Consider the following 13,758-nt stretch of genomic DNA (forward strand, 5'->3'; position numbering starts at 1 on the left):
AAAGGCGCTACGCGCAGAGCGGCGACTGAGTGTCTACAGAACTCTGGCCGGTCCAGCGCAGCTTTCGATGTCGTTTTATGCGACATGGCGCACCTCCACCTTGCGACGACGCGAAGACGTGGAAGCACTCAAACCCTGGCCACCTTTCAACGTCTCCAACCGCGGCCGTTTTTCCTTGTAGGCCTTCATCGGCTGTGGATCAGGCTGGCCGTTTTGCGCACACAGGATCCGACGGCGCGCCACGGCCATGTACTGCGGACTCAACTCGAAGCCAATGAAGTTCCTACCCGACCTGACCGCAGCCACGCCCGTGGTGCCCGACCCCATGGTGAGATCCAGTACGGTCTGGCCAGGATTGGAGTAGGTCTTGACCAGCCATTCCATGAGGGCGACGGGCTTCTGCGTCGGGTGCCAGCCACGCGCCCAGGCGAAGAACTGCACCGAACGCGGATACCGCGTGCCGGCGTTCTTGCCTCCCTTCCGTTGGCCGTTGATGCCGCCGGCTTTGCCACCCGAATAGGCTCCTCCTGCCCCGGTGTAGGGTTTCCCCTCCACCATCTGCGGGTTGTAACGGGCGGCATTGCGACAGAAGACCAAGATGTCTTCATGCACCTTCAAGGGCCCGCGATTAGCCAGGAACGGATTGGTACCGTTCGACTTCTCCCACACGAGCGTTTGGCGCAGATGTTTCAACCCGTAAGGATTGGACTGCGCCAACACGAACGTGAAAGGCGATTGCGCGGTGAAGACAAAGACGCAGTCGGGCTTACCGACGCGATACAGCTCTTTCCACATCGCGGCCAGATCGATGACCGAGTCCCAATCGAGGGGGGTCGTGCCGTAAGGCAGATCGGACAGCACCAGATCCACCGAAGCGTCTGGCAGCTTTTTCAGTTGGGCGATGCAATCGCCCTGGGTGAGGGAAATAGAAACGCCACCACCTTTGCAGGCAGTGGCGAGACGGGTGGAACGGGAACGACGGGTAGAAATCTCCACGATGAGGGCCTGTAAGACCCACCGCGCAAGGGCGATGGGGCGATAGGCGATCGCGGTGATCTCCTCCAACCGACCGGTTGGGATGGAGCACTGTCCCGGACGTTACCGGGCACTTTTGAGCCTCGTCATAGCCGCCCTTCCGGGTTCCGGACATGCCCGCCTTGCGGCGTCGGCGCGGCGCAGTTCGTGCGTCGCATTGGTTTCCCGTAGGTCGCCAACGGGATAAATGCTACGCCTGTTCAGGTTCGGAAAACCGAGCCTGCCTGCGCGCCGCTTTGGACTTGTTGATTTCTAATAGGGTCAGCGTATTTTTCCCGCCTGATAATCGATGCTGCTCAATGACTTACGTCGTTCAGGTAGGTTTATTCGGCGTTTAGCTAGGCCCTCAAAAAAGGGCCAGTTGCGGGACAGCCAGGCGTTTCTGCTCGCCTAGGAGCCAACCGATCTGGGCGCGGCACCGGCCGATGTGACTGACCACGGCACGCAGGGCGTCGGCCAGCCCTACTTCGGGGCCACTGACCCGATACGCGATGCCGATGTCGTAGTTCGACAGCGCATCCAATCGACGTGCGCGCAGGTCGTCGTAGCGACGGATGTAGCGGCGAAGTTCGTCCTGGTACTCGTCCAGTGCTGCAGGCAACTGGGCACGCCGGCTGTTCTCGTTCTCGGACAGGTCGGGCCACAGCAGCGCGTTCAGCTGGTGCCAGGGTTCGATGTCGTCCGGGGCCGGGAAGGCCAGGGTGATCTGGTCGATATGGTGGGGGTTCGCGTTGGCGCGAAGCTGGGCAACGTCGGATTCAAAGCTCATGGCGGTCTCCTTCGGGGGGAGACCAACCAAGCTCGGGCGAGACAGGGAGCGCGCACCGTAGGGCGAAACATCGTGGAGCAGGCGTCAGCCTTGCGCGGGCACGCGACCGTGCTGTCGTGTGTCGAAACCCGAGGGGATCGCTAAGATGAGGCCGTGCCTAGCTGCCCGAGAAAAGCCGATGGTCGATCAGCCCTTGCATGAGCGTTTGAGCCACCTGGAAGGTTGGGATGACATGTCCCCAGAGGCGAAGTTTGAAGCCATACGCAACGCGGATTTGCTCCTGTTGTTGGACAACGGCATCGGCAGATACAAGATCGATGAACTTGTCGCTATGGCCGAAGATGAGGGAGATGAACTGGATGATTATCTCGACCTCTACATCACGGACCCAGACGACCATTCGTGCGACTACTACAACATTTCGGACCTTGACCAGTTCGAGGGTGGCGAAGTGATGGCTGGTCTAGGCGAACTGTTTCCCGAACTGGAAATCGACGAAGACGACGACTTCGACGCGTGGCTGCGGGTTTACGTTCGGCGCGAACGGCTAGGAACCCTCGGCGGTCGTGGTGCACCCTCAACCGAGCGGGGCAAGTTGTAAGCACGATCAGTCGTAGGACTTACGCGAAAACACGGCCATTACGAACGCCACAAGCCAGCCGATGCCGGTCCAGCCGGCAAACAGGTTCACGAGTGAAACCGCAACGCCACTATTGGCGTTTCGCACCATGGCAATGACAGTGGGCAACCAGTACATCAGGATCATGGATCCGATCAGGGCGGCGCCCCGACCATTGGCGAATGAGGTTAACGTGATATCGCCAACGGTTTGGTTACCGCTGACCACGTACAGGTACAAGGCGACCATCAGGCCGATCCAGAGAGGGAGAACGAGGCGCTTCATGATGTGTGGAGGTTGTGGAGGACCGCCCCAGGGTAGATCGGTTGCAAGGAATGGCAACCCCTACTCCGTCGATCCAAAATAAGCGTGGGCCGCTTCATACGAGGGTCGAATCAGTCGATCCATGGCTTCTGCATCAAGTGGCGATAGCGACATGGCCACGCCTATCGCAAGTTGAACGAAAACCAAGATGTTGTCCACGGCATGGGTCAGCTCGTCCCATTCAATCGTGATATCACCCCATGCATCGTGCTGGGTGTAGATGGCCAGAACTTCCTTGCCACCGTGGACCAAGCCAGACAGGTCTTTGTAATGGCTCTTGACCGTGCGCAATAGCCTTTCTTCGTCCCAGCCCAAGTGCTGCGCAGCTTCCTTGGCAACGTCGGCGACATAGATCTGATTCTTCCCGCGATTGGGCATTTTTCCCTTCCGCCGGAAACGCATGATCTCCTTTTCATTGGCAGCCTTGGCGAAGAAGGCGGCTCGCAGCACGTATTCCATCTGGGCGCGCTGCATGATTAGCGCGGCCACCCAGGATTTCTCAGGCTGATTGATGAGCAAGGCGAATATCGCCTCAGCCGTGTCCATGGACGCAAGCACCAGGGGTAAGACAGTAGCCGTGCGCTCGGAGCTGACATGACCCATGTCTGTCAGCGTGTTGCGCGTCTGGTGCAGTACCTTCAATGCACCGCTGGCGCGTTGGCGTAGGTTAGTTGAGTCGGACATGGCTTCTCCTTCGAGAAAGTGTGCCGTAGCCGCTCATTCTGGAAAAGGGATGCCACCCTGTCCCGAAGGACGGCGAGTTTCATGGCCGCACCTGATAGAGCCTCGTGGGCAATACCGGTTAGCGGTGGTTCCGATCTGGCAACGCAGGTGGCAGTTGTAGTCTGGTCCCTGCCCACGACTGATGCCATCAGCCGAATCCTCGTCGTAGGCTCGGAAAAGTCTTACCTGCCTGACAGGGTCTGCTAACTCGGAGCTAGGCCTGGTGTACCCCCGGAGTGATCCGGGGGTTCTTGGTCATCGGGGATAGAGCTGGACGGCAGCCTCGGCCAGCTGCTTGCCGCGTTCGGCAATCCCTTCTTCATCCCATGTCTCACGCCCCATCAAGGAGCCATTGAGACGCAGCACGGTGTGATCGATGAACAACTTCTTCTTGGTGGCGTAGTCCTTGTTCTGCGCCTGACGGTTGACCGACAGGTTGAGCAGCGTGAGGTTGCCCAAGGTTGGGATGGCCTTGCTGCGGCGCTGAACATCTTGCTGGTGCGGGGGCAACGCCCCGCCGGTTTGCTCCAACAACCTGGCTGCGTACGCTTCGCCCGACGTTCCTTTGCTACCGTCCTTCAGCGGCCAATGCTCATACCAGGACTGCGGCATAACATGGTCGATGTCCAGATTGGACAGATCCGGGATGGTCGGCTCTTCAGTCTTCTTCGACAGGCGCAGCCATCCTTCCAGTTCGGTCAGAATCATGCGGCAGCGTGGTGCATCTAGGAGGCTTGTCCACATGCCTCCATACAACGATGCCGTCTGCAGGGCATGCGAGAACACGGCGTCGTCGGGCCACACCGAAGCTGTCACGGAAGACTGACCGAGAAGCGTACGCATCGCCGCATGAGTCTGGCTGCCCTGGCTCCATTGGCGCAGGACCGACATGAAGAAGTTGTTGTAGTTCTTCGGCGTGAGCCCACAGACGGCCCTTCGCACGATGTACGAGACGATGTCATTGAAAATCAGCGTCTTCTCGGTGTCGTCGATATCGGCAGTGGACACCCGCAACGCCAACGGATGGGTCGTTGTGGTATCGAAGGGTCGGAGCCGGTCGCCGAATCTGGCTACCGGCATGGTGCCCTTGCCGGTGCTCAGCTGCAGATAGTGCTTGCCGTAGAGGTCAAGCATGTCCAACTGCTGCGTGGCCGTCCGACCCTGACCATAGTTCTTGAAGTCGACGTACAGACGCGCGAGGTCGCCATCCTGACCCGTTTCCGCGCGGATGGCCGAGAAGATCAACCATTCCAGTCGCGGCTTCGTGATACGGCCACGCCGCTCCGGCTGCTTCCATGAGTCGGCATCTTCGAACTGTTGCCACTTCTTCTTGTACAGGTCTTGCTGGCTTTCCGTCTTGCGGTCCACCGTCATGAACAGGTAGTTGCGAATGAGATCCGTGGCATGGAGTTCTTCTCCCCGCCCATTCAAGGTCTCGAAGATCACTTGGGCATCGTCGCCCTTTTCCAGCTTGATCATGACGACCTTGAGGTCTGACAACACAGCCATGATCAAGGCCTCGAATGCAGCCTCATTTGCTCCATTCGCCAGCACCCACTTCTCGGCTTGCTCTGCGAAGTACCAAATGGCGTCCAGGGCAGGCGGGTGATTGATGGCGTTGACCCGGAACGAGCCGTGCTTCGTGTAGTGGGCGGGGTACTTGGCCTTCAACTCGTCTCGGCTCTTGGCCGTCATCGCCTTGATGAAGTCTTCCTGGTCCGAGAAGGTCGGCCAAACCTTGAAGACCTCCACTTCCGCATCTTCCATGGTCGACGGGTTGGGGTTGTCCATGACAGCACCCAAGAACGAGTCGACGCTGGTGATCTTCATTTCTCGGCTGGCTAGCCGGATGCCGGCCAGGATGTACTGCAGGGTCGTCAGCCGCTGCTGCCCATCGATGATGTGGTACGTCTCCACACCTCGTAGCCCGGATTTATCCTGCGGTTCCACGACGATTGCCCCTAGGAAGTGGGGCGCAGGGCTACCGTCTCCCAGGCGCTCCACGGCCTTGTCCACGATATCTGCCCAGAGCAATGGCCATTGCTTTCGGACCGACCAGACATAGGGCCGCTGGTAGAAAGGCAACTTGTATTGCTTGCGATCCTGGAATACCTGCTCGATCGTCCACGTATCCGACTTCATCCCCTCTCCGGTTGCCACCCCTGACAACCCCATTATGCCCGCTAGCCGCAAGAGCACGCCATGCTGCATTTGCGATCCGGATTGCAGCCTATGGGGTTGTTGAAACGCACCAATGGCTCACGCTGGAGTACCTCCACAACCAACAATGCCATGGCACGCCAAGGACGATATCCCGACTGGATCCGACAGAAGGTGTGCTGGATCCGCAAGCGACACTTCCGATCATTCAAGGAAATCGCTGAGACGATGGACATGTCGCACTCCACCGTGCGTCGTATCCTCCGCGAGGAAGGCCTTGCTGGCCCTGTGTCAGAGCTGCGCAAGGAAAGGATCATGCAGTACAAGGCAGACGGCCTTTCAGTGAAGGAAATCGCTTCTCGTACGGGCGTATCCGACTTCGCTGTGCGTTATGCCTTGAAGGGCAAGAAGGATCCGTGGCCCTATCGAACGTTCGCCGTCGCCCGACACCCTTCGCGGTAGCGGGAACACCCCAGAAAAGAGCCATTGCGACCGTTCTTCTCCTGGATGGTGCCGCGCCGGCAGACGGGGCATCGATCACCCGACTTGACCGGCACCTGGATCCTTTGTGATCCACCTGTACGAGGTCGGGGCTGCCCCGCCTCTTGCTCCGCCTTCCGCTTGAAGTCGCAAGCAGGGAAACGGCTGCATCCATGGAAAGCGCCGTACTGCCGACCCCGCAGCTGCAGCACGCCGTTGCCGCACTTGGGGCACGCCTCTAATGCCTCACCGTCGACAGGATCGATCTTGAGGTGCTCTGCCTTGACCAGCTCGACCAGGAACTGGGAAGGCTGCCCCAGCGTGGTGTAGAAGCGCACCTGCTTCCGTGCGCGGGTCATGGCCACGTAGAACAAGCGACGCTCTTCGGCGTAGGGGTACGGGTCAGGTGCCGGCATGGCCAACTGCAATGCAGGATCGTCCTGGATCTGGCTGGGGAAGCCGCGCGTTCCTTGCACCACGTTGAGGACGAACACGTACTCCGCCTCCAGCCCCTTGGAGCCATGCGCGGTGCGGAACTCAATCTTCAACCGGTCGCCGAACTGGCGTTGCCAGGCTGCGAGCATTGGGGGCTGGTCGTCACGGTACCGCCCTAGCAGCATGATGGTGATGTGGTTGCCCTTAGCGGGCGTGAGCTTGCCCTCGGAGGCGAAGCGATGCATGCCTGCCAGCTGCTCTTCGACGTGCCCCAGCATTCCTTCCTTCTGCTGAAAGCCATATGCCAGCATCGGCGTCTTGGTCAGCGGGTTGGTCGTACTGACTGACTTCTTGATCTGGGCGGGGTTGGCCTGGATGAACTCGCTGGACACGTCACACAAGTCCTGCGGACAGCGGAACGTGGTGTTCAACGTCAAACGCGTGGCATAGTCGAAAGTCTTCTCGAACTCCGTCATGACCGAGATGTCGGAGCCTGCAAAGCGGTTGATGCCTTGCCAGTCATCGCCCACCACGCACAGATGGGTCTCAACGGGTGGGTTGGCGGCCAGTGCCTTCAACAGGCGTATGCGGGCGCGGGAGCTGTCTTGGAACTCGTCGGCCAGGATGATGGTGAACGGGCTCTGGTACGCCCCGGACTCCACATGCTCGGAAGCCAAGATGAGCATGTCCTCGAAGTCGATGAACTTGCCATCGCGTAGTCGGCGCTCCCACTCTGCTGCAATGCGCTCGTAGATCGCCAGGTACATGCGCAAGCGTGCGGCGAAGCCTTCTTCGGATTGCTCCCTGAGTGCTGCGTGCAACTGAGCGTGCGACAGCCCGTTGTTCTTGACGTGCTGCTGGAACACGCGGAAGGAGCGGGCCAGGTCCTGATTGGAGACGGGCGGTAGCCCCAGAGATGGACGATCGGGATCGAATGCGGGCTGTACACCTCGTTCAATCAGGGCTGCTTCCAGGGTCTCCATCCACTCGCCTGTCGACAGCGTATGCGAGGTGGTCTCGACCAGTGCCGTTTCCTTCTCGGAGTGTATTTTCCGCTTCCATGCCACACCCTGCAGGTAGTCCTTGAAGTCCTTGGGCGCTTCGCCCTTCTCGTTCAGCGCGAAATGCTCGTGGTACAGCTGGGCATCGGGATAGTAGAAGTCGGGGAAGTACTGCCGATGATGCTCGGTGGCGGTGTCGTGTTCGTAGGCCCGCTCGTACTCGTAGTTCACCCCGCAGTAGAACAGCCAGTCGACGATGACCCGCTCTTCCTTGCTCTTGACGATGTCGCCCTTGGCCGTGAGGAAGCCGCGCTTGCCATTGGCGTAGGCGTCAGGCTCCTGGGGCGTCCCCCACTTGCCCACGTCCCGACCATAGACGGTTCGGAACAGGTCCCAGTCCTTCCGGAACTTGGAGTCCTGGGCGCAGAGCGTGTCGATGATGTTGCCCACCTCCCGGATGTCCGCCCCCGGATTGCTGGGGTCGACCCAGGGTGCCAGCGACGGCTTCTTGCCGGTCGCCTTGGCGATCACCTCGATGCCGAATGCGTGGAAGGTGTTGGACCTCACCTTGTCCACGTCTGGCACGCCCCTAAGCTGCTGGGCGATGCGCTCTCCCACCTCGTCTGCGGTGGCACGATTGAATGCCAGCAACAGGATCTGCTCGGGCGTGGCCAGCCCCTCATGGAGGGCATAGCCCGTTTTGGCAACCATGGTCGAAGTCTTGCCCGAGCCTGCTGCGGCTACCACCATGACCGCGTCGTCCATGCAGATGCAGGCGTGCACCTGTTCCTCGGTCAGCGGGTTCTTCTCGACAGTGTCGAAGAACTGCTTCCTGGATTGCCGCTGCTGGGCCAGGTGCGCGTCGTTCTGGCCAGCCGTGATGTTGCGCAACGACTCAGCCTCGGTTTCGCCCCGTGCGATGGCCTTCCATTCCTCGTGGGTCAACCCGCAGCCCAGATCCTCGATCTCACCAGGCAGCATCGAGAGGATGTCGAACAAGGAAGACCCTCCCTTGGTCCGCGGACGCATCCTCAGCTGTTTCATTGCGCCGGCCCAGGTCTCACTCCGCCAAGTGGGTGCAGGGTACGCGCGCACATAGCGATCGATTGCCCCCTTGGGCATCCACCGATCAGCGCGATAGCGGGATCGAAACGACCCAACCCAGTTGGCGACTTCGACCTTGAAGGAGTCGCGTCGAAGCGAATGCGCCCTGTCGGTCGCTGTATTGGTAGGCGTCCCCTCCCACGATGGCCACGCCTTGGCGATTTTCCTGGCCTGGGCCACAGCACTATGGCCGAACACATGGTCCCAGCTGAGATTGCTCGGGATAGAAGGTGGCGCCAGGCTTGCCATGACCTCCGCCGCACTGCGCCGGTCGACCTGAGGGCCTGACAGTTCACGGGTACCCCGCGCGACCCATGCGTCCAGCTCCTCAACCGACCCTTCCACGAGCTTGGCGATGACCCTGGCCTTCGCTTGATCGAACTCGTCGACCATGGAAGCAGCCTTCTCGTTCGGAATGCCGTCGACGGATCGCCTCACTGTGCCAGCAGGCGTACGAAAGGCGAAGTTGCATGTGGCCCAGATGATGCCCGGCCGCACCTCCAACTCCACCAGGTTCAACAGGTGGACGGTCAGCGTTTCCCAGTCCGCATCCCGCAGGTACACGCTGTCGCCGGTAATGGACAGGGACCACTGACCTGAGCCGGTGAAGGTTGCGCCGTTGCTGGTGGGAGTCCAGTACATGCGAACTCAGCCCCCGCCGAGCGCACGGGCACCGCGCTGCGTACGACCGAGCCACCTCTCCCGGGAGAGCACGAGCATTCCGCGGGTTCCGCGTGTCAATGCCACGTAAACATGTGCAGCAGACAGTCGCTCCAGATCCATTAGTACCGCGTAGTCAGCTTCAAGCCCCTTGAGTAGCAACGTGCTCCCGACCGCTCGCGTTGTTGTCGAGCGCCCCTGATGCCGTCGCCGCTCTCTGGCCGCACTCAATGCATCGACAAGGGTTGGATGTCGACCGAAAGTGGTCATGCTTAGGCATTCCAGGAGCATCCGCAGGACCTCTCTACGAAAGACCCTCCGGCCGGCTTGGGCCGACCATCCACGTAGCGCCACACCCGCCTGATTCCAACTAGGCTCAGCCTCAAAGGCCAGCGCTTCCGCCTCATCGGGGGTTGCCGGTGTACGCGCGCGGCCGCCCCGAAGGCTAACGCAGCGTCGCAGCAAGGTGTCGACCGATATTCCTGTCATGACAGAGTGAGCGAGTTCAAGAAGGTGTCTCAGTCGCTCCCCCTCTTCTGCTTGCTCCAACCGAGCTACGCCCTGAAACACGGTCCGGAGGTCCAGGCTCTCGACAACCTGCATCCCTTCTCCGCTTCTCGCTAGGTCGCTGTGACGATGCGGCTCCGTAGGGCTAGCCATAACGAGCACACTGCCGTCGTTTCGACGCCAATAGCTTGTTGCGTTACGGACCATCTGTGTGTCTTGAGCAACGTTGCCACTGAGCTGCCGCCATTCACAACCGTCTGGCAGGTTCTGTAGATCGATCCCTGTTCCGTCCTGTAACTGCGCACGCGCTCGAACAAGCCATTGCCCGAGGTTGTCCGCCCCTACACGCACCCAACGCCAAGGGTGATCCAATGTTTCGACGAGCGGGAATGCAGGAGCAACTGCTTGCTCCCATGAAATGACGGGCGCTCGCGGAAAGTTGAAAACCGCTTGCAGGGGATCTCCGAATACGAAAGTCGGCAGGAGGTCCGCCAACTTGCAAACAATGGCGTGCTGGTCTGTGCCACAGTCTTGGTATTCGTCAACAAACACTCGGCCATAGGTCGCTCGCAACGCGGCATCGACTGAATGGCCTTCAAGTAGGTGAAGGCAGGCGGCCCGCACCCCGGGATAGAACAACGCGGCGTTGGAGGCATCAGGGAGAGGCCCGGCCCGCAAAGGAAACTCGCCTACACGCCGAACGCACCAGGCATCGATAGAAGAAAGCCTGTATCGGCTGCTAGATACATTCGCTGCATTGAGCCGCCGGCGAAGCGCTGCAACACCGGCGAGAGTGTGAGTGAGGATTAGCGTCCGCCGTCCTCGCCACTCCGCGGTCAGCCTGACTATCGCCTCTGTCTTTCCGCAGCCTGCCGCGGCTTCTATTCGGCCTCGCCCTATACCTTCCAGCAATGCGGGATCAATCGTTCTGGCCACCACGCGTCCAATCGTAGATCGCAGTCACCGTCGCTTGAAGGTGAGCGCTGGCACGCTCCCAGCCTGGACCAAGAACTTCTTGACCAACACGCTCCCCGAAATCGATTCGCTTGAACCAGCCATGCTCCTTCGCTGCTCGTGCTAGGTGTTCACGGTGATCTTGTTGTTCGCTCGCCCGACATGTCGCCAGATCAAGCCGCCCTCCGGAAACATTGCCCACGCACTGTGATACGTGAACTTCTCCCCATATCTGTACAGCAATGTCGAGAAGGGACACGACATCAGCCCATTCCAACCCATTGAACAGAGCTTCCTCAGTCGCTTGACCATTGCCCCAGGTAATGACGCTCACGCCCTCGCGTTCAACAGCTTGGCGCTCTCCGGGAGTCAACGGCCGATCATCGTCCATTAGGAGCATGACCCGGTATCCAAGCTTCCCGAATGCAGCGGCTCGCGTTGCGGCCTGAGGAATACCTCCTCCATCCGAGATCGCGATCCCTTGGAGTGCCAGTGGACTCTGGTTCTGAGCGACCCAGAAATAGTCCAGTCCTCGCACCAATCCGATCTCGGTCGGTCCTTCTGCAACAATAACTGCGGCGGCCAAAAAAGATTCGGCGTTTCGGCGAACCAGTGCCTGGGTGTCCAATCCAGTATCGGCATCGGCCACATTCGAAATCTCGTGTGTGCCGAACACTGAGTCGTAGTGAGCGATGGCTAGTTCACCAGACCTCAGCTCCCGCACCACAACTGGTGAATGTGTCGTGAGGAATACCTGAGGGCCGTCGTCTGTGCCTGCCCCGAGCAAACGCAAAAATCTTGCGATTCGGTGCGGCTCCAACCCGAATTCCGCCTCATCGACCAGAGCAATGCCGGTTGTCGCAAGACGACTGTGGAACAAGCCAGCAACCAACAGGCGAGAAGACCCGGTCCCAAGTCGTCGAAGTGGAACTCCTTCATCGTCGTGAAGGGCCAATGATGCGTTCCAACCTGGGATCCCAAACGCGTCGAGCAACACTTGCGCTTCTTGCGCTGGCCGGATTCCCAACTCGCGTGCCCGCGCCTTTACCTGCTCCACGATTGCCGAAACTTCGGCGTCGTCTCCTGCGTCCCCAGCCTGTTCCCGGAGCCCCCTGGCTGCTCTGGCAACCAGCGTTCGCACGGTGAACTGTGGTTCTGCGAGGCGCTGCAGAATTGACTGTCGCGCCCAACGTAGATGAGTGGCTGGCGACTGATCGAGTACCACAGGAGCTACTAGGGCGCGATGTGGTAAGGATAAGTCTCGCGCGTCCTGTCCCTCAGTACGATCCGAGTACAGCGACCAGTGCCCCTCCAGGTCTGCGCCAACAACAAGGCGCAGCGTTAGAACATCTTCAAGTTGCGCCGACGGCTCGTCTTCGATGGCCACTCCTTCGGCATTCCATCCGCGCAGGTAGTCACCATATCGCTCCAGGTCATGCAGCTCTTCTGGAAGCTCCCCAAGCGTGATGCGGATATCGAACCCAGCCTCGACATTCAACCTGTGGAAATCTGTGTCGTAGAACACCTCTCGTCGGGTCGCTGATAGCGTGAGAGCAATCGCGTCCAGCACTGTGCTCTTGCCGACATCACCTGCCCCCAAGATAGCGTTCAGACCAGGCCGCGGAGCCCAATCCAGCTGCTGGATTCCTCGAAAGCGACGAATCGCGATGTGGCGAATACGGCTCATTACCCCTTCCCCCGAAGTCGATGCTATGCCGCTTTGACCAGCTCGTAGTACGGATGCCGCCGGTCGTCAAAAATCGCGAATAGCTCTTCGTCGGAGCGGCCTTCCGGCGTCAGCCATGCATCCACATACTCTGGCTTGATATTGATGATGGTGCGGTCGTGGCCTTGGGCCGCAACTTCGGGTTCGGGCTCGTCGGTGATCGCCGCAAACGACCATAAATCAGGCTCCTTGCCCGCAGGGTCAACCCAGTGCGAGTACAGGCAGGCGATAAACATCGTCTCGCCCGTGCGCGGCCGGAACTGGATTTCCTTGCTGCCACCCTTCCCGTCGTCCACGTTCTCGTAGAAGGTCTCGGCCAGCATCAAGCCATGGGTGTGGCCGAACTGGTTGCGCCAGAAGCGCGTCAGGTTGTCGCGCCTGGCGTTGTACGTGCCCGACACCTGCCCTGTCTTGGTGCGGTCGATGGACGGGTCCATACCGGCAGGCCGGCAGTGGTAGCGCATGGGCCGCACCACCCGCTTGCCGTTCTCGACAAACAGTACGGGCGCATACCAGTCCGGGAAGATGCGGTCGTCCCGGGTGGGGTCGTGCTTCGTGCGCTTCGCATCCTCGATCCAACGGGTCATCTGCTTGATCTTGTTCGTGGCGATCCGCTGCTCGTTCAACGCCGTTTTTGTTTCCTTGACCGCGAGCTTTGCTTCTGCAGTGGCCAAGCGCGCTTCCTGGGCGGCCAGCTCTGCTTCGCTCTCGGCCAGCTTGCGTCCGTTCCACTCACCAATCAGGCCCTGGATCTTGCGTTCCAGTTCGGACCTTGGCTGTCGGAAGTTCAGGTCGACACCCTTCGGGATCTTCGTGCCGTCCGATAGCTTGTGGCGGATGCGGTACTTCTCATCGCGCCCCAAGTACAGCTCCCAGAACGCCTTGATATCGATGTCGGCTCCGAACTCCTTCACGTAGCCGTCGTACAAGGCCCAGCACTCAGCGGAGTAGCACATCAGCTCACCCGTTCCACGTCGCAGTCGGCAATCAACCAACCATATTGGTCGGACACCTGGTTCACTACTTGGCCTGGACCATCTTCCTCGCCCACCTCGTGATCGATGTCCACAACGACCACTTCGGGCAAGCCTGAGACGTGCTGGCCATCGGTGTCCCACTTGATGCCATAAACCCGGTATGTGGCCATTACTCGAAACGCTCCTAAGCGGTCGGGTCAAGGGTAGCGCAGGGGGACGAATGAAGCGTTCCACGCGGCGCAGATGTTTCACGCCCCCTGTTCAGTCAAATACTAATGGCGAGA

The 13,758-nt window shown here is 60.0% G+C and carries 12 protein-coding genes; 2 read left to right on the plus strand and 10 right to left on the minus strand.

The genetic code is table 11. The annotated features are described in order from the left end of the window. Positions 1-75 precede the first annotated feature (75 nt). Complete coding sequence (locus AX730_RS06820; protein WP_198147061.1) at positions 76-1,065, minus strand: DNA-methyltransferase; 990 nt, start codon at positions 1,063-1,065, stop codon at positions 76-78. Positions 1,066-1,381: 316 nt separating this feature from the next. Next, complete coding sequence (locus tag AX730_RS06825) at positions 1,382-1,804, minus strand: hypothetical protein (protein WP_062353873.1); 423 nt, start codon at positions 1,802-1,804, stop codon at positions 1,382-1,384. 178 nt (positions 1,805-1,982) lie between these two features. On the opposite strand from AX730_RS06825, the gene AX730_RS06830 reads away from it, so the two are divergent. Further along, positions 1,983-2,405 (plus strand): hypothetical protein, encoded by a 423-nt coding sequence (locus tag AX730_RS06830; RefSeq protein ID WP_062353876.1) that lies wholly within the window; start codon positions 1,983-1,985, stop codon positions 2,403-2,405. A 6-nt stretch (positions 2,406-2,411) separates the two neighbouring features. On the opposite strand, the gene AX730_RS06835 is transcribed toward AX730_RS06830, so the two are convergent. The 3 genes from AX730_RS06835 to AX730_RS06845 all read right to left on the minus strand — a co-directional run bounded on the left by AX730_RS06835 (position 2,412) and on the right by AX730_RS06845 (position 5,612). After that, a complete protein-coding gene (locus tag AX730_RS06835) occupies positions 2,412-2,708 on the minus strand; it encodes a superinfection immunity protein (RefSeq protein ID WP_062353879.1) in 297 nt (98 codons plus the stop codon). Positions 2,709-2,768: 60 nt separating this feature from the next. Then, positions 2,769-3,431 carry a hypothetical protein gene (locus AX730_RS06840; protein ID WP_062353883.1) on the minus strand — a complete coding sequence of 221 codons (663 nt, stop codon included), beginning with the start codon at positions 3,429-3,431 and terminating at the stop codon, positions 2,769-2,771. A gap of 294 nt (positions 3,432-3,725) precedes the next feature. Next, positions 3,726-5,612, minus strand: coding sequence for a DUF262 domain-containing protein (locus tag AX730_RS06845; protein WP_062353993.1), 1,887 nt, complete (start codon positions 5,610-5,612; stop codon positions 3,726-3,728). A 60-nt stretch (positions 5,613-5,672) separates the two neighbouring features. On the opposite strand from AX730_RS06845, the gene AX730_RS18835 reads away from it, so the two are divergent. Then, positions 5,673-6,092: a hypothetical protein gene (locus AX730_RS18835; RefSeq protein WP_157074141.1), complete on the plus strand. Its 420-nt coding sequence runs from the start codon at positions 5,673-5,675 to the stop codon at positions 6,090-6,092. Here AX730_RS18835 and AX730_RS06850 read toward each other — a convergent pair. Genes AX730_RS06850 through AX730_RS06865 form a run of 5 tightly spaced genes read right to left on the minus strand, consistent with a single transcriptional unit; the run spans position 6,053 to position 13,644 of the window. Beyond that, a complete protein-coding gene (locus tag AX730_RS06850) occupies positions 6,053-9,292 on the minus strand; it encodes a UvrD-helicase domain-containing protein (protein ID WP_062353888.1) in 3,240 nt (1,079 codons plus the stop codon). The two genes, AX730_RS18835 and AX730_RS06850, sit on opposite strands and share 40 nt — an antisense overlap. 6 nt (positions 9,293-9,298) lie before the next feature. Next, positions 9,299-10,756, minus strand: a complete 1,458-nt coding sequence (locus tag AX730_RS19555; protein ID WP_198147063.1) for a UvrD-helicase domain-containing protein — start codon at positions 10,754-10,756, stop codon at positions 9,299-9,301. Beyond that, positions 10,737-12,458 carry an ATP-dependent nuclease gene (locus tag AX730_RS18420; protein WP_083537778.1) on the minus strand — a complete coding sequence of 574 codons (1,722 nt, stop codon included), beginning with the start codon at positions 12,456-12,458 and terminating at the stop codon, positions 10,737-10,739. Before AX730_RS18420 ends, AX730_RS19555 begins: the two co-directional genes overlap by 20 nt. Before the next feature lie 23 nt (positions 12,459-12,481). Next, complete coding sequence (locus AX730_RS06860) at positions 12,482-13,426, minus strand: SOS response-associated peptidase family protein (protein WP_332307606.1); 945 nt, start codon at positions 13,424-13,426, stop codon at positions 12,482-12,484. A gap of 26 nt (positions 13,427-13,452) precedes the next feature. Next, on the minus strand, positions 13,453-13,644 hold the full coding sequence (locus AX730_RS06865) for a hypothetical protein (protein WP_062353896.1): 192 nt from the start codon (positions 13,642-13,644) through the stop codon (positions 13,453-13,455). Between the last annotated feature and the right edge of the window lie 114 nt (positions 13,645-13,758).

Origin of the sequence: Pseudoxanthomonas mexicana, from assembly GCF_001556105.1 — a bacterium.
GTDB classification, from domain to species: domain Bacteria; phylum Pseudomonadota; class Gammaproteobacteria; order Xanthomonadales; family Xanthomonadaceae; genus Pseudoxanthomonas_A; species Pseudoxanthomonas_A mexicana_A.

Excerpts from the sequence above, each read along its gene's own strand:
- AX730_RS06825 (WP_062353873.1), bottom strand. The coding sequence starts at position 1,804 with ATGAGCTTTGAATCCGACGTTGCCCAGCTTCGCGCCAACGCGAACCCC.
- AX730_RS06830 (WP_062353876.1), top strand. The coding sequence starts at position 1,983 with ATGGTCGATCAGCCCTTGCATGAGCGTTTGAGCCACCTGGAAGGTTGG.
- AX730_RS06835 (WP_062353879.1), bottom strand. The coding sequence starts at position 2,708 with ATGAAGCGCCTCGTTCTCCCTCTCTGGATCGGCCTGATGGTCGCCTTG.
- AX730_RS06840 (WP_062353883.1), bottom strand. The coding sequence starts at position 3,431 with ATGTCCGACTCAACTAACCTACGCCAACGCGCCAGCGGTGCATTGAAG.
- AX730_RS06845 (WP_062353993.1), bottom strand. The coding sequence starts at position 5,612 with ATGAAGTCGGATACGTGGACGATCGAGCAGGTATTCCAGGATCGCAAG.
- AX730_RS18835 (WP_157074141.1), top strand. The coding sequence starts at position 5,673 with ATGCTGCATTTGCGATCCGGATTGCAGCCTATGGGGTTGTTGAAACGC.
- AX730_RS06850 (WP_062353888.1), bottom strand. The coding sequence starts at position 9,292 with ATGTACTGGACTCCCACCAGCAACGGCGCAACCTTCACCGGCTCAGGT.
- AX730_RS18420 (WP_083537778.1), bottom strand. The coding sequence starts at position 12,458 with ATGAGCCGTATTCGCCACATCGCGATTCGTCGCTTTCGAGGAATCCAG.
- AX730_RS06865 (WP_062353896.1), bottom strand. The coding sequence starts at position 13,644 with ATGGCCACATACCGGGTTTATGGCATCAAGTGGGACACCGATGGCCAG.